The sequence below is a fragment of the Xylanimonas protaetiae genome (assembly GCF_004135385.1).
GTDB classification, from domain to species: domain Bacteria; phylum Actinomycetota; class Actinomycetes; order Actinomycetales; family Cellulomonadaceae; genus Xylanimonas; species Xylanimonas protaetiae.
In genome coordinates this window covers 679,129-700,562 of sequence record NZ_CP035493.1, presented here as the reverse complement: position 1 = coordinate 700,562, position 21,434 = coordinate 679,129, and the positions used below count along the sequence as shown (strand labels likewise).

Genomic DNA, 21,434 nt, shown 5'->3' with positions numbered 1-21,434 from the left:
GGTGGCGGCGCAGATCGCCCACAGCGGACGTGCTGCCTGACCTCGTGCCTCGTGCTCCACTTCACTGCACCGGGTCTCACTGCACGGGGTCGAAGTCCTCCGCGTCCACGATCCGGTACGCGTACCCCTGCTCCGCCAGGAAGCGCTGGCGGTGGGCGGCGAAGTCCTGGTCGACCGTGTCGCGCGCGACGACGGCGTAGAAGTGCGCGGTGCGGCCGTCGGACTTGGGGCGCATGACGCGGCCCAGGCGCTGGGCCTCCTCCTGCCGGGACCCGAACGAGCCCGAGACCTGGATCGCGACCGACGCCTCGGGCAGATCGATCGAGAAGTTCGCGACCTTGCTCACCACGAGCTTCGACACCTCGCCCGAGCGGAACGCGTCGAACAGCCGCTGCCGCTCGCGCACCGTCGTCGCCCCCGTGATGAGCGGGGCGTCGAGGTGCGCCGACAGCTCCTCGAGCTGGTCGAGGTACTGCCCGATGACGAGCACCTGGTCGTCCGGGTGCGTCTCCACGATGCGCTCGACGACGCGGTTCTTGCCGGACGCCGTCGCCGCGAGCCGGTACTTGTCCTCGGGCTCCGCGACGGCGTACGTCATGCGGTCCGACTCCGGCAGCGTGAGCCGCACTTCCACGCAGTCGGCGGGGGCGATGTAGCCCTGCGCCTCGATGTCCTTCCAGGGGGCGTCGTACCGCTTGGGCCCGATGAGCGAGAACACCTCGTCCTCACGGCCGTCTTCCCGCACGAGCGTCGCGGTGAGGCCGAGGCGTCGTCGGGCCTGGAGGTCCGCCGTCATGCGGAAGATCGGGGCGGGCAGCAGGTGTACCTCGTCGTAGACGATGAGGCCCCAGTCGCGGGCGTCGAGCAGCTCGAGGTGGCTGTACACGCCCTTCCGCTTCGTGGTGAGCACCTGGTAGGTGGCGATCGTGACGGGCTTGATCTCCTTGCGGGTGCCCGAGTACTCGCCGATCTCGTCCTCGGTGAGCGTGGTGCGGCGGATCAGCTCGTCCTTCCACTGCCGCGCGCTCACGGTGTTGGTCACGAGGATGAGCGTCGTCGTGCCGGACTTGGCCATGGCGCCGGCGCCCACGATGGTCTTGCCCGCACCGCACGGCAGGACGACGACGCCGGAGCCGCCGAACCAGAACGAGTCGACGGCCTGCGCCTGGTAGGGCCGCATCTCCCAGTGCTTGACCGCTCCGCCCTGGATGGGGGTGGCCTCGTGGGACAGCGCGATGGGGTGCTTCTCGCCGTCGACGTACCCGGCCAGGTCCTCCGCGGGCCAGCCGAGCTTGACCAGCACCTGCTTGAGATGGCCGCGCTCGGAGGGGTGCACGACGACGGTCTGGTCGTCGATCCGCTCGCCCAGCAGGCCCGACGTGCGACGCGACTTGAGCACCTCGGCGAGCACGGCCCGGTCGGAGGCCTCCAGCACCAGCCCGTGCGTCGGGTGCGCGTGCAGCGTGAGGCGGCCGTACCGGTCCATGGTCTCGGCGACGTCGACGAGCAGCGCGTGCGGCACCGGGTAGCGCGAGAACTCGAGGAGGGTGTTGACCACCTGCTCGGCGTCGTGCCCGGCCGCGCGCGCGTTCCACAGGCCCAGGTTGGTGAGCCGGTAGGTGTGCACGTGCTCGGGCGCACGCTCGAGCTCGGCGAAGGGCGCGATGGCCCGCCGGCACTCGTCGGCCCGCGGATGGTCGACCTCGAGCAACAACGACTTGTCGCTCTGCACGATCAAAGGCCCGTCACCCATCCAAACTCCTCATCTCGTCTCCGTCTCGCTGTCGCGCGACTCTGAACGTCCGTGTATGGCCGCCCAGAACCGGACATCCAGAGTCGCTCGGCCGGGGCCTTATGCGTCGTCGTCGGGGTCGACGTGCGCGATGCGGTGGACCGCGACCGTCAGCTCGGCGCCCCGCTGGGTGTCCAGCGCGCGCAGGCGGCCCGCCTCGACGCGCAGCGGACGCACGCGGCGGCGGACCGGGCGGCCCTGGCCGTCGACCAGCTCCAGCCACACGTGCCCGCCCTCCCGGACGGCGTCGCGCAGCAGGGCCAACGCGTCGCCAGGGGCGGGTGTTCCCGTCGCGGCACGCAGCCGGTCCAGCGCGTGGCTGCCGCTCACCGGCGTCGGCGCGCTCGCCGCGCGGTCCAGCGCCGCGACCGAGACGCCCGCCTCGCCGCCCGCCGTCGACGCGAACGGCGAGCGCCGCCCCTCGCCGTCGGCGATCCGCAGGCGCTCCACGAGCGCGCGCCGCTCGGCGTCCGACGTCGGCGCCCCGGCCGTCAGGTACGGGGAGCGCAGCGTGCGGGCGCCGCCACGCTCGATCCGGGCCGGACGGCGCAGCCGGCCGAGCGGGCGCCCGTCGGGCCCCTCGAGCGCGGCGAGCAGGCCGCGCTGCCGCAGCGCCACCTGGAGCGCGGCGGCCGGGACGGACGCCGCGACGACCGTGGGGGCGAGGCGGATGAGCCCGAGGTCGGCCAGGCGCGGGTCCTCGACGAGGCCCGTGAGCACGGCCGGGTCGGCGGCGCGCACGTACGAGCCCGCCGCCCCGACGCGCAGGGCCGCGTGCCGCCGCTCGGTGTCGTGCACCAGGTACTCGAGCGCCTGCGGCACCGGGGTGCGGGACAGGCGCGCGAGCTGCTCCAGGAGCTCGTCGGCCGTGGCGCCCCCGTCGAGGGCCCGCGTCACCGACGCCGGGGTGAAGCGGACGGTGGTCGCCGCGCCGCGGGACTCGACGTCCGCGGCCCGGTCGACCAGGCTCGCCAGTTCGGCGGACGGGCGGCCCGGGACGATGCCGGTGAGGTCGCCCTGGAGCAGCAGCTCGTCGACGGGCGGGGGAGGACCGCGCGGAGCACTCCGGCGAGGACGGCCTCGGCGTCGGCCGGGGGAGCCGCGGGGGCGCCGACGGGGCCGGGGGCGTCGCCCCGCAGCAGCGCGAGCAGCGCGCGGCCCGGCGTCGCGAGCGCGCCCGCGCCCGTCGCGCCCAGCAGCGCCGCCTCGTGCAGCAGGCCCACGACCGCCGCGTCCGGCGGGACCGCGCGCGGCGTGCGCCACGCGAGGTCGGCCATGACGTCGTCCGGGCGGACCGCGACCGGGCCCAGCGAGGCGAGCGCCGTCAGCACCTGCGTGCGCAGGCGCGGCACCCACCCGCGGCCCAGGTCGGCGCTCAGCGCGGCGCGCACCGTGCCCTTCTCGTCGCGCGTCCCCGCGAGCCACGGCGTGCGCCGGCCGCTCGCCCACGCGGCCGCGAGCATGCCCCAGCGCTCCGTCGTGCCGGCCTCGTCCCAGTCGTCGGCGCGTGTGGTGGGCACGTACGACGGCGGGTCCTCGCCGTCGTCGTCGACCAGGCCCGTGGTCGCCGCGAGCTCGACGACCGACGCCGCCGTCGCCTCGTCGACCTCGAGCGCCAGCGCGGTGCGGCGCAGGTCGCGCACCCCGAGCCCGCCCGCGCGCAGCACGGGCGGCGGGGCGTCCTGCCAGGCGCGCAGCAGCGTGTCGACCAGGCGGACGGCCTCGACGGCGGCGCTCGCGGCCTCGTCGTCCACGGCGGCGGGCGGGACCGCCCGGGCGCCCGTGGGGGCGGGAGGGGTGAGCGCGGGGTCCGCGTGCGTGCGCCCGTCGGGGCCGGGCGCCGCCGTGCCGAGGACCTCGGGCAGCCCCGGCGCGGGCCGCAGCCCGCCCGCCTCGTCCGTCCAGAGCAGCGCCAGCGCCCGGGCGCGGTCCAGCAGCCCGACGACGACGGCGACGTCGTCCGGTGCGCTCGCCCCCACCGCCGCGGCGACGTCCGCCGCCGCGACGACGTGCCCCTGCGCCTCCAGCCCGAGCACCGCCTCGAGGGCCTGGAGGGTCGGCAGGTCGAGCTGCGCGAGCGCCCGCTCGAGCGACGTGCGCGACGACGCCCGCGCCGCGAGCGACCGCAGCGTCGACGGCGAGGGGGCCGCGAGGTCCGGCCGCGCGCGCAGCAGGGCGACGAGCGCGTCGTCGTCCAGCCGTCGCACGAACTCGGAGTAGGCCATCCCAGCGATGCTACGCGCGGGGCCAGGCCGCGGTGGGGCCCCGGGCGCCGACGTCTCGGTCCGTGCGCAGGCCGGGCCGCGGGGGCGAGCGGCACCCCGCGCCGGGCCGGGCGGCGGCGCCGGGCCGGGCGTTCGGTCCGCGGGGGCCACTCCCGGTAACCTGAGGGGTCGGCCCGTGTCGGGCCGCACCCGGGCGTGCCCGGCAACCTGAGCAGCAACACGAACGAGGTCAAGGTGCCCACCGGCAAGGTCAAGTGGTTCGACACCGAACGCGGTTTCGGTTTCATCGCCGGCGACGACGGCGGCGAGGTCTTCCTGCACGCGTCCGCACTGCCCGCGGGCGTCGTCAACCCCAAGCCGGGCACCAAGGTGGACTACGGCGTCGCCGACGGCCGCCGCGGCCCCTCGGCGATGTCCGTGACCGTGCTCGAGGCGGCCCCGTCGGTGGCGAAGGCCAAGCGCCCCGCGCCGTCCGACATGGCGGCCGTCATCGAGGACCTCATCAAGAAGCTCGACAAGGTGGGCGACGAGCTCAAGCGCGGCCGCTACCCGAAGGACAGCGAGATCGTCGCGAAGATCCTTCGCGCGGTCGCCGACCAGATCGACGCCTGAGGGACAATGACGCCGTGAGTTCCGCCGAGGCCACGCCCCGCACCCGTCGCACCGCCGCCCGCCCCGCCAAGGAGGCGCTGCTGGTCGGTGCCGTCGAGCTGGCGCGCGCCGCCGCAGCCGAGGTGGCCGAGTCGGCGTCCGACGTCGGCGAGCACCTCGGCACCGTCGTCGACGGCGAGCGCCTGGTCTCGCACCGGTTCGCCGCCACCATGCTGGGGTACCAGGGCTGGTCGTGGGTGGTGACGCTCGCGCGCGTGCCGCGCGGCCGCAACGCGACCGTGTGCGAGGTCGAGCTGCTGCCCGGCGACGGCGCGCTGCTCGCCCCCGAGTGGCTGCCGTGGTCCGAGCGCCTGCGTCCCGGCGACATCGGCCCCGGCGACACGCTGCCCTTCCGGGCCGACGACCCGCGCCTGGAGCCCGGCTGGGTCTCCACGGGCGACCCCGAGGCCGACGCCGTCGCGATCGACGAGCTCGCCCTCGCCCGCGTGCGCGTGCTGTCCCCGACGGGCCGCTCCGAGGCCGCGCAGCGCTGGTACCGCGGCTCGCGCGGCCCGACGGCCGCCGTCGCCGTGCAGTCGCCCGCCGAGTGCCTGTCCTGCGGGTTCCTGATCCCGCTGTCCGGCGAGCTCGGCCAGGTGTTCGGCGTGTGCGCCAACGCGTGGTCGCCCGACGACGGCAAGGTCGTCTCCCTCGACCACGGGTGCGGCGCGCACTCGGAGACCGACGTCGAGCACGGCCCCTCGGACTGGCCGGCCGCCGACCCGCTCATCGACGAGACGACGGTGGAGCTCGTGGATCTCCGGACGGCGGGAGCTGCTGAGACCGCTGGATCCGCCACGGGGATCGAGGCGGACGCCGGTGCGGCCGAGGGCGCGGGGGATGCGGCCGTGACGCCGGAGGCCGACCAGGCGGACGCCCCGTCCGAGGCCGCAGACCCCGAGGCGACGCCCGAGGCGGAGTGACCGCCGACCCGTTCGGCACCGCGGCGCTGCGCCGCGCCGTCCTGGACGCGTGGCGCGCCTCGCCGACGCGGCTGCGCGAGGACGCGAACCTCGAGGACGACCACGCGCGCGGCTACTACCGCGACCGCGTCGTCGTCGAGCTCGCGCAGAACGCCGCCGACGCCGCCGCCCGGGCGGGCGTCGCGGGGCGCGTGACGTTCCGCCTCGACACCACCGTCACGCCGGCGACGCTCCAGGTCAGCAACGTCGGCGCCCCGCTCGACGCGGCCGGCGTCGCCTCGCTGGCCTCGTTGCGGGCGTCGTCGAAGGGGGAGGGCGCGGTCGGCCGGTTCGGCGTCGGCTTCGCCGCCGTCCGCTCCGTGAGCGACGACGTCGCGGTCCGCTCGACGACGGGCGGTGTCCGGTTCAGCGCGTCGCTCACGCGGGCCGCGCTGGACCGCGAGGGTGTCGAGGCCCCGCGGGCCGCCTTGCTGCGGCTGCCCTTTCCCGAGCGGACCGTCGACGGCGACACCGTCGTCGAGCTCGTGCTGCGCGACGCGGACGCCGTGGCCGCGGTGCACGCCCAGCTCGACGCCGTGGACGACGCGCTGCTCCTCGCGCTGCCCACGCTGGAGCGCGTCGAGATCGAGGTGGTCACCGCTGCCGAGCCGATCCGGCGGGTGCTCGACGCCGTCGCGGAACGGTGGGTCACCCACCGGGCCGAGGGCGAGCTGACCCGCGACGACGTCGCCGAGCTGCCCGTCGAGCAGCGCCGCACGGCATGGTCGCTCGTCTGGGCGCTGCCGCGCGCGGCGTCGGGCCGCGTGCCCGCCGTGCCCCGTGTGCTGCACGCCCCGACGCCGACCGACGTCGCGCTCACGTTCCCCGCGCTGCTCGTCGCGACGTTCCCCGTCGACCCGGGCCGGCGCCGGGTGCTGCCCGGCGCCGCGACGGATGCCCTGGCCGTCGCGGCGGGCCGCGCCTACGCCGTGCTGCTCGCCGATGTGGCGGGCGAGCGCGGCGCCGACGTCCTCGACCTCGTTCCTGCGGACCTGCCTGCAGGCGAGGTCGATGCCGCTGTCCGCGAGGCGGCGGTCGAGGCACTGGCGGGCACGCCGCTGTTGCCCGTCCCCGGGGACCGTTCCGTCGGGAGCCCGTCGGGCCAGCCCGGCGTGGGGAGTCTCTGGGACCGTCCTGGCGCCGGGAACCTGTCGGACCGTCCCGGCGTCGGGACCTCGTCGGACCGGCTCGGCGCCGGGAACTCGGACCGACCCGGCGCCGCCACCTTGGACGACTGGCCCGTCGACCCGTCGTCGACCCCGCCCCTCGCCAGCCAGGAGACCGTGCGCGTCGCACCCCGCGACGCCGTGCTCGTCGCCGGGCCCGTGGGGGAGGACGACGCCGTCGCGGCCGTCCTCGGGACGGTGCCGCTCGCGACGCGGCACCACGCGACCGCGCGACGGCTGGGCGCCCGCGTCGTCCCGCTCGCCGACGCCCTCGACGAGCTTGCCGGGCTGCCGCCCGCGCGCTGGCGGGCTGTCTACGCCGCGCTCGCCCCTCACGCGACCGACCCGGCCGTGCGCGAGGCGCTCGCCGGGGCGCCCGTGCCGCTCGCGGACGGCCGCCTCGCCCGCGGGGCGCGCGGGCTCGTGCTGCCCGCGTCGGGCGGGTCCGTGCGCGCGTGGGACGCCGCCGAGGTGCTCGGCGTCCGCGTGGTGCACCCCGAGGCCGCGCATCCCGTGCTCGAACGAGTCGGCGCGACACCGTTCGACGCCCGCGCCCTGCTCTCCGACCCGTCCGTCCGCACCGCCGCCCTCGCCGCGGCGGAGGCCGTGCTCGACGATGACGTGCCGGGCGACGACCCCGACGATGCTGACGCCGGCGACCTGTTCGACGACGGTGGCCCCCGGCGCCCGCGGACGGTCGTCGCCGCGGTGCTCGCCCTCGTCGCGGCCGCCCCGCCCGAGGCGGTCCCGTTCTGGGTGGGCGAGCTGCCCGTCCGGGCCGACGGCGGCACGCCCACCCCGCTGCGCGAGGCCGCGCTGCCCGGCACCTGGGCCGCCGAGCACCTGGACGGTCTCGCCGTCGTCGACGACGACGAGGTTGCCCGGCACGGCGAGGCCGTGCTGCGTGCCGCGGGCGCGCACGCCGCGCTCGACGCCTACCGGGTCGGGGAGGCCGCGACCGGCGGGTCCGACGACGACCACGACCCGGACAGCGCCGCCGCCTGGCTCGCGGACTGGCAGGAGTATCTCGAGCACCTCGCCGACCTGTGGGGCCCCGACGTGCTGCTCGACGACGTCGAGGCCGTCGCGGACCTGGACGCCGTCGCTGACGGCTCGTGGCCGGAGGCGCTCGCGCTCGTCGCGCGGCAGCCGGACCTGCGGCGCGCGCTGCTCACCCCCGTCCGGCCCGGCACGGGCGCCCGCCCGGGGCCTTGGCCGCGCCGTCGTACACGGCGTGGTGGCTGCGGCGGAGCCTCGGCGCCCCGTTCGCGCTGCGCGACGGCGTCCCGCTGCTCCCGCCCGCGCCCCCGGCGACGCGTGGGCTCGACGACGTCGTGCTGCGCGCGCTCGGCGGCGTCGGGAAGCTTGCCGAGCAGCGGCCCGAGGACTGGCCCGCGGTGCTCGACGCGCTCGGCCCCGTGGGCGCCGCAGTGCCCGTGCGGGACGCGCTCGCGCTGTGGGCGGGCCTCGCCGCGGCGGCGGTCGCCGCCGACCGCGCGACGCTGCTCGACCCGCTCCCGGACCGCCTCCCGGCGCTGCTCGACGAGCCTGCGCCCGACGATGCGGTCCACGACGATGCGGCGCTCGGCGATGCGGCGGCGAGCGTTGCGCTGTCCGGCGGCGCGCTCCACGGCGGCGCGTCCGGTGGCGCGGCCCGCGGTGGCGCGACGTCCGGTGGCGCGGTCCCTCCCGGTGCCGTCGTCGTCGTCGACGCCGGCGACGTCGTCGTCGCGCCCGGGCGCCGGTGGGCCCAGCTCGGTCCCATCGTCCCGGCGCCCGCGGGTGCCGTGGAGGCGCTCGCGGACCTGCTCGACCTGCCCGTCGCGGCCGAGCGGAGCCCGGACGGCGCAGGCGACCCGCGACCGCTCGACGAGCGCGTCCGCGCGCTCGATCCCCGGGTCCCGGCGGTCTGGCGGCACCACGACGACCTCACGGTCGACGGCGTGCGGGTGCGCTTCTGGGTGCACGACGGCGAGCCGTACGCCATCGACGAGGCGAGCCTGGCCGACGCCCTCGCCGACCTGCTCGACGCCCCGTCGCGGGCGGCGCTGCTGCGGGTCGCGCTCGCACGGCCGGACGCCGCGGCCACGCTCTGGGCCGCGACCGCGTGGGACGCGCCGCCGATCGCGTGAGTCGCGGTGCCGACTGCGTGAGTCGCGGTGCGGGCGGACGGCCGCGCCGTCGTCGTCACGCGTGAGAGGCGACTGCGCCGACCTCCGGAGCGGCGACGGCGGACACCCGGGTCAGCGGTGCCTGCGGTCCCAGAGAAGGCCCAGGCCGCCCAGCGCGATCCCGGCGCCGCAGATGGCCACCCACTGCCAGCCCTGCGTCCCGGTCGCGAGCAGCACGACGGCGACGACGAGCGCCACGAGCCACGCGGCGATCCCGACCAGGACGATGCGCCGCAGGTCGACGCGCTGCGGAGGCGGCGTCGGGCGCCGCGTCTCGGGACGCATCAGGATCTGGAGGAGGGACGGCACGCGCCCATTGTAGGAAGCCGCCACCCGGCGGCGAACGGACGGCACCGAGCGGTCCCGGGGGCGACGCGCCCCGAGGGGACCGGCCGCCCGAGACGGGCGCTTCGCACCGTGCGGACGGGTCGTCCCGGGTCGTGCCATCGACGTCGGGTGACACGCCGGGACGTGCCGGGTGAAGTCTGGGTGACCGCCGGGGTGAAAGGCCTCCTCCAGCCCCTCTCCACCGTTTCTCCACTCCTACAGTCGACGACGACGGGCGCATGCGGCGCCCGTCGCCATCGTCGACGAGGAGGCCCCGCCGTGACCACCACGACCCAGCGCGCCTTCGTCCCCACCCGCCCTGCGCTGCGCGTCCAGGGCCTGACGGCCACGCGGGACGCCTTCCGCGGCGTGCGGTGGCACCTCGACTACCGGCACCGGATCGCCGTGACGGACACGCTCGTGGTCTCGGCGGCGATCACGCTCGCGTCGTTCGTCCGCGCGCTCGAGCTCGGGCCGGCGGCGACGCCAGGCGGCATCGCGGCCCGCGTGACGATGTCGGTGGGCCTGGCGTCCCTGTGGATGCTGGCGCTCGCGCTGGGCAAGGCGTACGACCCGCGCACGTACGGGTCGGGGCCGCTCGAGTACCACCGGGTGTTCGACGCGTCCTGGAAGCTGTTCAGCATCGTCACCGTGACGGCCTTCCTGGTCTCGGCGCCGGCCGCCCGCACGTACATCATCGTCGCGCTGCCGGTGGGGCTCGCGGGCCTGCTCGCCGCGCGCTTCCTGTGGCGGCGGTGGCTGCACCGGCACCGCACCGAGCGGGACATGACGACGGCGGTGCTGGCGATCGGCCTGCGCGACCAGGCGGAGCGCCTCATCCGCGAGCTCAACGGGCGGCCGTCGTCGGGGTACCGCGTCGTCGGGGTGTGCGTGCCCACGGGCACCGTCCTCGCGGGCGAGAAGATCCTGGGCGTCCCCGTGCTGGGCGACCTGAGTGCGCCGGGCACGGTCGCCGCGTCCGTGGGCGCGGACTGCGTCGCGGTCTCCGGCTCGGACGCGATCACCGCCGACGTCGTGCGCCGGCTGGGCTGGGAGCTCGAGCCCGTCGGCGTCGACCTCATGCTCACGGCCGAGCTCGCGGACGTCGCCGGGCCGCGCATCACGGTCACCCCGGCGGCGGGCGTGAGCCTGCTGCACGTGGACGCCCCGCAGTTCGCGGGCCCGAAGTTCTGGGCGAAGGCCGTCATGGACTGGACCGGCGCGGCGCTGCTCACCGTGCTGCTGTCCCCGGTGCTCGCCGTCGTCGCGGTCGCCGTGAAGGTCACGAGCCCCGGCCCGGTGTTCTTCCGCCAGTCGCGCGTGGGGCGCGGGGGCCGCGCGTTCCCCATGCTCAAGTTCCGCAGCATGGTGGTCGACGCCGAGGCACACGTCGCCGCCCTCGCGCAGCAGGGCAACGACGGTGCCGGCGTGCTGTTCAAGCAGCGCAACGACCCGCGCGTCACGGGCGTGGGCCGCATGCTGCGCCGGTACTCGCTCGACGAGCTGCCGCAGCTCTTCAACGTGCTGGCCGGCCAGATGAGCCTGGTGGGCCCGCGTCCGCCGCTCCCGGCGGAGGTCAGCCGGTACGAGGCGCGGATGCGGCGCCGGCTGCTGGTCAAGCCCGGCCTGACGGGGCTGTGGCAGGTGGGCGGCCGCTCGGACCTGTCCTGGGAGGAGACGGTGCGGCTCGACGTGTACTACGCCGAGAACTGGACTCCGTTCGGGGACCTGATGATCCTGGCACGCACCGCGAAGGCCGTGTTCGGCGGGGCCGGGGCGTACTGAGCCGGGTGGTGGCGTCGGTCACCTTTGCGGGCGAAGTCCTCGCATCTTTCCACGCCGCCGGTTACAGGGCCTTCACAGGACTGGCACGATACGGCCCATGGCCAACACGACCACGGCGCCGGCGAAGACCCTGAGCGCCCTCGATCGCTACTTCAAGATCACCGAGCGTGGCTCCACCGTCGGGACCGAGATCCGCGGTGGCCTGGTGACCTTCTTCACGATGGCGTACATCATCGTGCTCAACCCCATCATCCTGGGCGGTGTCCCGGACGGCACCGGCAGCTTCCTCGGCGCGGCGGGCGACGCGACCGCGACCAGCGGCGACTTCGCCCAGATCGCCGCCGTGACGGCCCTCGTCGCCGGTGTGCTGACGATCCTCATGGGCGTCGTCGCGAACTTCCCGCTCGCGCTCGCCGCGGGCATGGGCCTCAACGCCGTCGTCGCCTTCTCCATCGCGACCATCCCGGGCATGACCTGGGCCGACGCGATGGGCATCATCGTGCTCGAAGGCCTGATCATCCTCGTGCTGGTGCTCACCGGCTTCCGCGAGGCCGTGTTCAAGGCCGTGCCGCACGAGATCAAGGTCGCGATCTCGGTGGGCATCGGCCTGTTCATCGCCTTCATCGGGTTCGTCGACTCGGGCTTCGTGCGCATCGGCTCCGGCACGCCCGTGCAGCTCGGCATCAACGGCTCGCTGAGCTCGTGGCCGATCCTCGTCTTCGTCGTCGGCCTGCTCGCCGCCATCATCATGATGATCAAGAAGGTCCGCGGCGCGATCCTCATCGCCATCGTCGGCTCGACCATCCTCGCGATCATCGTCGAGGCCATCGGCGACCTGGGCTCGCAGGGCGCCGGGGACAACCCCGGCGGCTGGGCGCTCAACGTGCCGAGCCTGACAGCCGACTGGGGCCTGCCGAACCTCGGCATCCTCGGCAACTTCTCGCTGCTCGGCTCGTTCCGCAACATCGGCGTCATCGCCGTGATCCTGCTGGTCTTCACCCTCATGCTCGCCGACTTCTTCGACACGATGGGCACCATGGTGGCCGTCGGCGGCGAGGCCGGCCTGCTCGAGGAGGACGGCAACCCGCCGAAGACCCGCCAGATCCTCATCGTCGACTCCATCGCCGCCGCCGCCGGTGGCATGGGCTCGGTCTCCTCGAACACCTCCTACGTCGAGTCGGCCGCCGGCGTCGGCGACGGCGCCCGCACGGGCCTCGCGTCCGTCGTCACGGGCATCGCGTTCCTGCTGGCCATCTTCATCACGCCCGTCGTCACGATGGTGCCGCACGAGGCCGCGACCCCGGCCCTCGTCGTCGTCGGCTTCCTCATGCTCACGCAGGTCACGGGCATCGACTGGAAGAACTTCGAGGTCGCCATCCCGGCGTTCCTCACCATCGTGCTCATGCCGTTCACCTACTCGATCACCGCGGGCATCGGCGCGGGCGTCATCGCGTTCGTGGTCATCAAGCTCGCGGTCGGCAAGGCCCGCGTGGTGCACCCGCTGCTCTACGGCACGGCCGTGATGTTCGTCCTGTACTTCCTCCAGGGGCCGCTGCGGAACTGGATCGGGTTCTGACGCACTCCTCTGCCAGGCCGTCGGCGGCCCGCCCTCTTGGTTGGGGCGGGCCGCCGACGGCGTTCCGGCCGGGGTGCCGGCCGGCGGGGGCGCCGGGGTGCCGGGGTGCCGGGGCGCCGGGTGAGCGTCCCGGTTCGTTCCGTCATCCGGCCTTTGCCGTGACGTACCGGGCCGCTCGACCTCCTCTCCCGGCGGCTGGTGGTGGCGAGCGTCCCAGGTCGTTCTGTTGAGGCGGGTGGTTGCGTGACGTTCCGGGACGCTCCCGCGTCGGCCCGACGTCGGTGGGCCGGCGTCGGTGGGCCGGTGTCGTGAGGAGCTCGTCCTGTGGACAAGCTCTGTCGGGGGTTCCTCGTGGTGTGGAGTCTGGGCGTGAGCCGTCCCCGCCTGCCCTTGCCCGCCGACCTGCTCGAGACCGTCCGCGGTCAGGACGGTCTGGTCAGCACTGCGCAGTGCGTCGCGGCGGGCGTCAGCCGGCAGCGAGTCGGTCGGCTGGTCGCCGGCGGCGCGCTGGTCCGACGACGTCGCCGGGTCTACGAGGTGGTCGGCGCGCTCCCGCCCCCGGCGTCGGACGGCGCAGCCATGGACCGCGCCCGCCTTCAGCGAGCCATCGAGGGCCCGCTGGCCCACGGCCCGACGGCGGTGGCCACCGGCCTGGCCGCCCTCGTCCTGGCGGGCGTCCAGGGCGCTCCGCGGGACTTCGCCCCTGAGGTCGCGTTCCTGCGCGGCAGCTCCAGCTCTGCGACGACGACGGGCGTGCGCATCCGGCGGACTCCGGTGGGCGCCGTCATGAGCCGCCACGGCATCCGCTACATCACCCCGGAGGTCGCGCTTGCGCAGGTGGTCCCCGAGGTGGAGCGGTGGCGGGCGGTCGCCCTGATGGACTCGGCCCGGAGCCAGAAGATCCTGAGCGAGCGGCAGCTCGAACGCGCCCGAGCCAGCACCGCCGGCCGCCGGGGTGCGGCACGGACCCGGGCCTGGTGGGACGAGTGCGACCCGCGCTCGGAGTCGCCGGCGGAGACCAAGGCGCGCCTGGACTGCACAGCGGCGGGCATCCCGCCAGATGTGCTCCAGCTGATGATCCGACCCGGCCCGGCACGCGTCGACCTCGCCTGGCACCTGCCCGACGGCACGTGGCTCCTCGTCGAGATCGACGGCATCCAGTGGCACCAGGACCGCCGCGACGTGCTCCGCGACCTGACCCGTCAGAACCGCATCGTCACGAGCCGCACGCTCCTGCGCCGCTACACGGGCACCGAGGCGATGAACGGCACGCTCGTCCGGGAGGTCGCGGAGATCCTGACCGCCCGCGGGTGGCGGCCCTGCCCTGACGCTCCCGCCGCGTTGGTGGTGGCGTGACTCCCGTCAGGTCTCGAACGGGTTGACGACCGCGACTCCGGTGCGCTCGACGTCGGCGACGTTGCGGGTGACCAGCGTGAGCCCGTGGACCAGAGCCGTCGCCGCCATGAGCCCGTCGATGACGGGTGGCCGATCGGGGGCGGCGTTGAGTCGCCCCCACGTCTCGGCGACGTCCGCGGTGACGGGCAGCACGTGGTCGCCGTAGCCATGAACCAGCCCGGTGAGCCAGGAGTCCAGCGCCTCTGCCTGAGCATGGTCGTTGCGGCCTCGAAGCCGTTCGACACCCAGGCGGATCTCGCCCACCACCAGCGCGCTGATGTACGCGTCGTCTCTGCGCCGTGCGTCCCACCAGGCGACGACGCGGGGATCCGGGCGCGCCTTGCGCAGCTCCGACACGACGTTCGTGTCGAGCAGGAGACCGGCCCCCATTAGGTGGTCAGGTCGATCTCGCGCGGCAGGTCGCGGGCGCGCTCGATCTCGAAGTCGTCAGCCATCGTCCCGTGGGACCCGACGTAGTCGAGGAACGACACCGTCGTCCCGCGGAGCTGTTCGTACACGGCGTAGTCGATCACGACGGCAACCGCCTCCCCATGCTTGGTCACGATCTGCGGCTCGCCCGTGGCGGTCGCACGCAGGAGCTCGCTGAACCGCTGCTTGGCTTCTTGGACTTGCCAACGCATGGACGACACCTCCTGTCTAGTCTGTCCAGATATTACGCCTCACCGTTTCGACTCGGCCGCGCTGCTGGCGGGTCTCCCCGCCAGACTGAGCCCATGAACGCCACGGAGATCCTCCTCGACTCGTACGGGCGTCTGCCCCGCCTCGTCCACGCCGTCGTCGACGACGCCGACAACGCCCTGCTCACGTACCGCGTGGACCCCGGCGCGAACACGGTCGCCTGGCTGGTGTGGCACCTGACGCGGGCGATGTCGGCGCAGCTCGCGGACGTCGCCGGGACCGAGGACGTCTGGACGGCGGAGGGGTGGTCCGAGCGGTTCGCGCTGCCGTTCGCGGCCCGCGCGACCGGGTACGGGATGAGCGCCGACGAGGTCGGGGCCGTCCGGGCGAGCGCCGAGCTGCTGGGTGGGTACTTCGATGCCGCGCACGCCGCGGGTGTCGCGTACGTCGGGTCGCTGGCGGACGGCGACCTCGACCGTGTCGTCGACACCCGGTGGGACCCGCCGGTCACGCTCGGTGTGCGGCTGGTGAGCATCGTCGACGACTGCCTCCAGCACGTCGGGCAGGCCGCGTACGTGCGCGGGGTGTTCCTGCGGCGGGCGGGCGTCTGAGCCCACGGTGCCAGCCATCGGTGCACAGCGCTTCCCGATCATGTTTGCGCAGGTCAGGTGCGCTGGGCCAGGAGGACGGCAGGTGCGGTGGAGGCGGAGTCTGGTTGCCCGCGCCCATCGGCCGGAGGGACGGCCAGCGCCATCTCGGCGTGCATCGAGCGCTGGCCTAGGTCATCGCGCGCCAGCTGTCCGTAGTTTGGTGGGTGCGCGTTCCGACGACGCTTGGTGACGCGACGGTGCACAACCGTGCTGCCATTCCGCGGCGGCCAGCCCTGCGGTGTCTACGGGGCAGGACTTCCTGCCTAGTCACCGCGAGGGATCAACCTACCCAGGAGCTGATGCCCCATGTTCCGACCCCGTCGGATACTCGCCGCCACCGCGGCGGCCGCCGTCCTCTCGGTCGGCGCTGTCGCGCCCGCCGTCGCGGCAAACCAGTATGACCAGAACCCTGGTATCCCTGCCAGCCACGCGTGGGGGGCGACCGGCGCCGCTCGGGCCGGTCTCGACCAGGACGGTCGCGGGTTCGTGCTCGGCCAGAACAGCGACGTGATCCACGTGCTCGCCAACCCGGTGCTGCTGAGCAGTGTCTGGGGCCTGGGGTACGAGGTCCTCGACTCGACTGGTTGGGCGCCGTCCCTCCAGCTCATCGTGACAGACCCGGACAACAATGTCCGCGACGCGCGTCTCGTCTGGGAGCCGTACCAGCAGAACCCTGTGCAGGGTCCCAACAACGGTACGTTTACTGGACTTGAGGGCGGCCGCTGGTGGCACGCCAACGTCTGGGGCAGCAACCCCAGCGGGAACATTCTTCCGCAGAACCAGACGCCGCGAGACCTCAAGGACTTCTGGAGCGCTGGGATCACAGCGACCACCGGCGGGCAGGCGATTTTCGGGGCCAACACCAAGGTCGTTGGCATCGCCCTCCGCCAGGGCTCGACCACCAACGCGACGTCGGTGGTCCCTTGGGTCACCATCAACGGAACCCGTCATGACTTCCGCCCCGGCGGCACCGCGAAGCCCGCCCCGGCGACGGTCTTGGGTGACTGGACGGTCCAGCCCGCTCCCTCGACCGAGCGTGAGACCACGCGGACCCGTGACGTGATGGTCTTCGACCACGTGATCGACTTCTCGACGTGGACCTGGGTGCACGCGGCCACGCCGCTCACCACCACTCCGGAGACCGAGACGGTTGCTAACCCCGCCTGGGTTGAGCCGACGCCGGAGCCCCAGCCCACTCCCGCCCCGCCCGCCCGTGAGGCCGCCGCTCCGCCCGTCGCTGACCTGACGACCGAGCTGCGTTCCGGGACGCTGGTTCCGGCGGGTCAGAACGTCACCGCCGGTGCCGGGCTGAACGTCTACGTCGGTACTCACCTGGCCGGGACGTGGGTTGACGTCTTCCTCTTCTCCGACCCCGTGTTCCTGGGTCGGTTCCTGGTCGCCGCTGACGGCACTGTCGACGTGAAGGTGCCCGCGACGCTCGCTGGGGACCACCGTCTCACCGTGGCGGACGCCGCGACCGGCGAGGTTGTCGCCTGGACGGAGGTCGCGATCGCCGCGGCCCCGGGCACGACTGCTACGGGTGGCGCGGCCAACGCGGTGCCGCGCGGCGCCACCGGATGGGCCGAGGGTGGCGTGGAGCCGCTGCACGTCGCACTTGCAACCCTCGCGGGCCTTGCTGTCGTGTCGCTGGGGACGCTCGTCGTCCGTCGCGTCCGCGCCTGAGCCGATCGTTATCTAGGAGACTGACCGTGCCGGAGACTCTGCCTTCTGTTCCGTGGCGGGGTCCCCGGCACGGTCGTCGTGTCGGGACCGACCCGCGACGGGGCCCTCAGCGCCGCCGCTTCGTGACCCTGGCGGCGTTGCTCGCGTTGACGGTATCGGCCCTCAGCGCGAGCGCGCCGTTCGATCTGGCTTCCTCGGGTAGCGATGTAGCGGTCGAGGTGCCGGATCCGGCGCCTGTCGCCACGCCCGAGCCGGAACCGGAGGTCGAGGCGCCACTCGTGGTCCCCGCAGCAACACCAGTCCGTGTGCTCATCCCCGCCATCGGGGTCGATGCGCCCATCGAGGTCTACACCGACGCCATGGTGGCAGCGGCGGACGGCTGGATCGACCCGACCACGCACGACGTCGTCTCCTGGTGGCAGGGGGGCGGGACACCGTCATCCGACCCCGACAACACGGTGTACCTCTACGGGCACGTCTCGCGGCTCGAGGCGGTCTTCAACTATCTCCATAGCGTTGTGCCTGGCACCGAGGTCACCGTCGTGACGGAAGCCGGGGAGATCGTTTACGTCGTGCAGGAGGTTCTCGAACCCGTCGGCAAGGAAGCGCTGCCCGACGATCCCCGGATCAACGCGCAGGTTCCCGGGCGTCTCGTCCTCATCGGCTGCTACCGCGAGCCCGACCAGGGTCGCCGGCGGACGACGCACAACATCGTGGTTATCGCCCATCAGGTTGATTCCGCGAAGTGATCAGATGCTGAAGAAAGCGCGACGCTGCAGGGTGCGTCGCGCTTTCTCTGTCTGATACCCGATACGTCGACGTGGGTACCCGACGTGCGCGAAGCAAAGCGCCACCTGCGCGAGGGTCGTCGTCATGACCAGACCGAACGTCGAAGCCGCGCCGGCTGTTGAGCTGGCGGGTGGATCGGTCTGTATGGGTGGACCATTCGGTTGGAGCGAACAGACACGATGACGTGGGTTCGATCTGGCAACCAGAACCGGCCGCGCTCCCCGCTCACTGCCTGAGGCGCCGAGAAGAGTTTGCCTCAGAAACCACGCGCAGATCAAGATCGAGTCCATACAAGGCATCGAAGGGTAAACCTGTTAGTGCAGGCAACGATCACTGCGTGCCAGAGCAGCGGACGCTGGGCTATCTCTCCTAGGGTCGGCGCATCAGAAAACCACTGCTTCGACGACCTTCTGAGAAGTCGGGCAATGAAGGAGACTGACTATGAAGACGATCAACCGCCGAGTAGGCGCACTCGTAGCACTTGCTGCTGCGGGTGCAACGGCGCTCGCTGTCGCTGCACCCGCACAGGCAGCATCTACCGTTCACACCACCGATATGAGCACTTGGAACACTGCCGACACGCGGGCGAACGGGCACTACGAGCTTCTGGAAGGTAGCGGACTTCGCATCTGGACCGACGACAACTCGAGTCTGGCGAAGGTCGCGGCATACTACACGGTGGACATCCCGTTGGCGGACATCGGGACGCCCGCCATCGACTTCACCCAGAACTCTGGATCTGTGGCGCCAGGCAAGCAGCTCGTGGTCTCGCTTGACGGAAACCGGCTCGGCATTCTCGTGGGCGAGTCCGTCTACGGCGACAACTGGTGGACCCCTGATACGGACGCGAATGCGGGACTGCGGAACGCAGCTCCGCATACTGGAGGCGGGCAGGGATCGAACTACTGGGGCACTCTTGCCGAGTGGAGTAGCAAGATCCCTGGGGCCAAAGTCACCGCGGTCGGCTTCTCGCTGGGATCAGGTATTCACGCCGACGGCGTGATCAACAGCATGTCGTTCGGCAACCTTCGTTTCACGTTCGCCGCGCCGACTCCGACGCCGGACCCCACGCCTGACCCGACGCCGGACCCCACGCCGGACCCGACGCCTGACCCGACGCCGGACCCCGCGCCGGTCCCGCCGTCGGACGCAGCGATCGGCGCAGTGCCGACGAACCCCACCCTGGTTGCCGACAATGATGCGACCGTCGGACAGTCCCTCACTCTGCAGGTGGGCGCCGAGCACGCGGGGACGTATGTCGATGTCTGGCTGCGTTCGGAGCCGGTCTTCCTCGGCCGCTTCATGGTTGCGGCGGATGGCACCGTCAACGTGACGGTGCCCAAGGACGCGGTGGTCGGTGCGCACCGTCTCGTCGTCAGCGATCTCACGGGTGAGGTCCTGACATGGGCACCGATCACTATCGCAGCGGCGCCTACGGCACCCGCACAGACCGGAACGACGACCAATGCCGTGCCTCAGGGTGCGACTGGCTACGCCGAAGGTGGCATCAACCCTGCCGCCCTGACCGTGCTCGGCCTCGCCCTCGGCGCTGCCGGCGTCGGCGTCGGTCTGCTCCGTCGTCAGCGCTCCCGCGCCTGACCCGCGGCACACCGATAACGCACCAGCACCAGACGATGGCCCGGCACGCACGCCTGACGGCGCGGCGGCCGGGCCATCGCCTGCCCTGGCTCGTGGTCGGCCTGGGGACAGTGTTGGCGGCTGCTGGTCTCCTGCTCGACCGAGCCGAGATGGCGGCGCTCGCGTATCCGCCGATACCTACTCCGACGATCTCTGTGCCACCTCCCGAGCGGACGGCTCCCGAGTTCTCTCCGATCCCTGCCGCGACCCCTTTGAGGCTGCTCGTGCCCGCCCTCGGGATCGACGCGCCGATCGAGGTCTACACCGACGCCATGGTCACCGCTGCGGGCGGCTGGATCGACCCGACGACGCACGACGTCGTCTCCTGGTGGGAGGGCGGTGGCACACCGGCCTCTCCGGCCGAGAACACCGTCTATCTCTACGGGCACGTCTCCCGGTTCGAGGCGGTCTTCAACGACATCCACATCGTCGAACCTGGCACGATCGTCACGATCGTGACCGAGGCCGGCTCGATCGACTATGCCGTCGAGGAGGTTCTCGAGCCCATCTTGAAGGACGCACTCCCGGACGACCCCCGAGTCAATGCCGTGGTTCCGGGGCGACTCGTCCTGATCGGTTGTCACCGAGAAGTGGACCAGGGCCGTCGCCCGACGACGCACAACGTCGTCGTGATCGCTCAGCAGGTCGTGGCCGACGCATCGCACTGAGCCACCCGACGGCAGGATGTGCTGCCTGTCTGTCGGGTGCACCCGCGCGCGCCGTCAGCGCACAGGCGCCTAGCATCGGCACGTGAAGATCGCCATCGCCGGTACCGGTTACGTGGGCCTGTCCAACGCCGTCGTGCTGGCGCAGCACCACGACGTCGTCACGGTGGATCTCGACCCGCGCAAGGTAGCTCTCATCAACGACGGCGTCTCGCCGATCGTGGACCCGGAGATCGAGCGGTACCTGCGGGAGGTGCCGTTGTCGCTCAAGGCGACCACGGACGGTGACGCGACATATGCCGACGCCGAGCTCGTCGTCGTCGCGACGCCTACCAACTACGACCCGGTGACGCAGTACTTCGACACGTCGTCGGTCGAGGGCGTCGTCGACCAGGTCCTCGCGGCCAACCCGGCGGCGCTCGTCGTGGTCAAGTCCACGGTCCCGGTGGGCTTCACGGCCCGCATGAACGAGGAGCACCCCGACGCCGCGATCGTCTTCTCGCCGGAGTTCCTGCGCGAGGGCCGCGCCCTGCACGACAACCTGCACCCGTCGCGCATCGTCGTCGGCGACCGGGGAGAGCGCGGGCGGCTCTTCGCCGACCTCATGCTCGAGGGCGCGATCGACACGGACGTGCCGGTGCTGCTGACCGACCCGACCGAGGCCGAGGCGATCAAGCTGTTCGCCAACACCTACCTCGCGCTGCGCGTCGCGTACTTCAACGAGCTCGACACCTACGCCGCCACTCGCGGCCTGGACACCGCGCAGATCATCGAGGGCGTCGGCCTGGACCCGCGCATCGGGTCGCACTACAACAACCCGTCGTTCGGGTACGGCGGGTACTGCCTGCCCAAGGACACCAAGCAGCTCCTGGCGAACTACCAGGACGTACCGCAGAACCTCATCTCCGCGATCGTGGACGCCAACACCACGCGCAAGGACTTCATCGCCGCCGACATCCTGCGTCGCGGCCCCCAGGTCGTGGGCATGTACCGGCTGATCATGAAGGCCGGGTCGGACAACTTCCGCGCTTCCTCGATCCAGGGCGTCATGAAGCGCCTCAAGGCCAAGGGCATCGAGGTGGTCGTCTACGAGCCCACCCTCGACGACGCCGAGTTCTTCCACTCCGAGGTGATCCGGGACCTGGACGAGTTCAAGTCCCGCGCCGACGTCATCGTGGCCAACCGCCGCACAGACGCCCTGGCGGACGTGGCGGACAAGGTCTACACCCGCGACATCTACGGCCGGGACTGACGTCCCCCGGGCGTCTGCCGGGCAGTTCGTCGTCAACCCGTGCCCCCGGGCGCACGGTCTGACGACGA

General features: G+C 73.0%; 17 protein-coding genes and 1 pseudogene. 12 read left to right on the top strand and 6 right to left on the bottom strand.

The genetic code is table 11. The features are described 5' to 3' along the window. Positions 1–76 precede the first annotated feature (76 nt). From ET471_RS03080 to ET471_RS18335, 3 genes are all read right to left on the bottom strand, one after another. Complete coding sequence (locus ET471_RS03080) at positions 77–1,753, bottom strand: DNA repair helicase XPB (RefSeq protein WP_129186551.1); 1,677 nt, start codon at positions 1,751–1,753, stop codon at positions 77–79. A gap of 99 nt (positions 1,754–1,852) precedes the next feature. After that, on the bottom strand, positions 1,853–2,767 hold the full coding sequence (locus tag ET471_RS18340) for a helicase-associated domain-containing protein (RefSeq protein ID WP_242496495.1): 915 nt from the start codon (positions 2,765–2,767) through the stop codon (positions 1,853–1,855). Further along, positions 2,686–4,017 (bottom strand): hypothetical protein, encoded by a 1,332-nt coding sequence (locus ET471_RS18335; RefSeq protein WP_242496406.1) that lies wholly within the window; start codon positions 4,015–4,017, stop codon positions 2,686–2,688. The genes ET471_RS18340 and ET471_RS18335 overlap by 82 nt, the downstream gene beginning before the upstream one ends. 234 nt (positions 4,018–4,251) lie before the next feature. On the opposite strand from ET471_RS18335, the gene ET471_RS03070 reads away from it, so the two are divergent. The 3 genes and pseudogenes from ET471_RS03070 to ET471_RS19075 all read left to right on the top strand — a co-directional run. Then, the gene (locus tag ET471_RS03070) at positions 4,252–4,629 is read left to right on the top strand and encodes a cold-shock protein (RefSeq protein WP_129190670.1); all 378 of its coding nucleotides are present in this window, start codon (positions 4,252–4,254) and stop codon (positions 4,627–4,629) included. 14 nt (positions 4,630–4,643) lie between these two features. After that, positions 4,644–5,591 carry a DUF3027 domain-containing protein gene (locus ET471_RS03065; protein ID WP_129186550.1) on the top strand — a complete coding sequence of 316 codons (948 nt, stop codon included), beginning with the start codon at positions 4,644–4,646 and terminating at the stop codon, positions 5,589–5,591. Continuing rightward, a pseudogene (locus ET471_RS19075) lies at positions 5,588–5,959 on the top strand (sacsin N-terminal ATP-binding-like domain-containing protein); the annotation flags it as partial. The gene ET471_RS03065 and the pseudogene ET471_RS19075, both read left to right, overlap by 4 nt. Before the next feature lie 3,080 nt (positions 5,960–9,039). On the opposite strand, the gene ET471_RS03050 reads toward ET471_RS19075, so the two are convergent. Continuing rightward, positions 9,040–9,252 carry a DUF2530 domain-containing protein gene (locus tag ET471_RS03050; protein WP_242496494.1) on the bottom strand — a complete coding sequence of 71 codons (213 nt, stop codon included), beginning with the start codon at positions 9,250–9,252 and terminating at the stop codon, positions 9,040–9,042. Positions 9,253–9,573: 321 nt separating this feature from the next. Here ET471_RS03050 and ET471_RS03045 point away from each other — a divergent pair, with 321 nt between their 5' ends. From ET471_RS03045 to ET471_RS03035, 3 genes are all read left to right on the top strand, one after another. Further along, entirely contained in the window at positions 9,574–11,079 is a 1,506-nt protein-coding gene (locus ET471_RS03045) for a sugar transferase (RefSeq protein ID WP_129186546.1), read from the top strand. 97 nt (positions 11,080–11,176) lie between these two features. Continuing rightward, positions 11,177–12,655: an NCS2 family permease gene (locus ET471_RS03040; RefSeq protein ID WP_129186545.1), complete on the top strand. Its 1,479-nt coding sequence runs from the start codon at positions 11,177–11,179 to the stop codon at positions 12,653–12,655. Positions 12,656–13,024: 369 nt separating this feature from the next. Beyond that, positions 13,025–14,011 carry a type IV toxin-antitoxin system AbiEi family antitoxin domain-containing protein gene (locus ET471_RS03035; protein ID WP_129186544.1) on the top strand — a complete coding sequence of 329 codons (987 nt, stop codon included), beginning with the start codon at positions 13,025–13,027 and terminating at the stop codon, positions 14,009–14,011. 6 nt (positions 14,012–14,017) lie between these two features. On the opposite strand, the gene ET471_RS03030 is transcribed toward ET471_RS03035, so the two are convergent. Beyond that, the gene (locus tag ET471_RS03030; RefSeq protein WP_129186543.1) at positions 14,018–14,440 is read right to left on the bottom strand and encodes a type II toxin-antitoxin system VapC family toxin; all 423 of its coding nucleotides are present in this window, start codon (positions 14,438–14,440) and stop codon (positions 14,018–14,020) included. Next, positions 14,440–14,691: a type II toxin-antitoxin system Phd/YefM family antitoxin gene (locus tag ET471_RS03025; RefSeq protein ID WP_129186542.1), complete on the bottom strand. Its 252-nt coding sequence runs from the start codon at positions 14,689–14,691 to the stop codon at positions 14,440–14,442. Before ET471_RS03025 ends, ET471_RS03030 begins: the two co-directional genes overlap by 1 nt. A gap of 93 nt (positions 14,692–14,784) precedes the next feature. On the opposite strand from ET471_RS03025, the gene ET471_RS03020 reads away from it, so the two are divergent. The 6 genes from ET471_RS03020 (at position 14,785) to ET471_RS02995 (ending at position 21,366) form a co-directional block, all read left to right on the top strand. Beyond that, positions 14,785–15,300, top strand: coding sequence for a mycothiol transferase (locus ET471_RS03020; RefSeq protein WP_129186541.1), 516 nt, complete (start codon positions 14,785–14,787; stop codon positions 15,298–15,300). A gap of 345 nt (positions 15,301–15,645) precedes the next feature. Then, entirely contained in the window at positions 15,646–17,022 is a 1,377-nt protein-coding gene (locus tag ET471_RS03015; RefSeq protein ID WP_129186540.1) for a hypothetical protein, read from the top strand. A gap of 122 nt (positions 17,023–17,144) precedes the next feature. Continuing rightward, complete coding sequence (locus ET471_RS03010; RefSeq protein ID WP_165350388.1) at positions 17,145–17,771, top strand: class F sortase; 627 nt, start codon at positions 17,145–17,147, stop codon at positions 17,769–17,771. Positions 17,772–18,252: 481 nt separating this feature from the next. After that, positions 18,253–19,410 carry a hypothetical protein gene (locus tag ET471_RS17865; RefSeq protein ID WP_165350387.1) on the top strand — a complete coding sequence of 386 codons (1,158 nt, stop codon included), beginning with the start codon at positions 18,253–18,255 and terminating at the stop codon, positions 19,408–19,410. 35 nt (positions 19,411–19,445) lie between these two features. Then, positions 19,446–20,117, top strand: coding sequence for a class F sortase (locus ET471_RS03000; protein WP_165350386.1), 672 nt, complete (start codon positions 19,446–19,448; stop codon positions 20,115–20,117). A gap of 82 nt (positions 20,118–20,199) precedes the next feature. Continuing rightward, the gene (locus ET471_RS02995) at positions 20,200–21,366 is read left to right on the top strand and encodes a nucleotide sugar dehydrogenase (RefSeq protein WP_129186536.1); all 1,167 of its coding nucleotides are present in this window, start codon (positions 20,200–20,202) and stop codon (positions 21,364–21,366) included. The last annotated feature ends 68 nt before the right edge of the window (positions 21,367–21,434 follow it).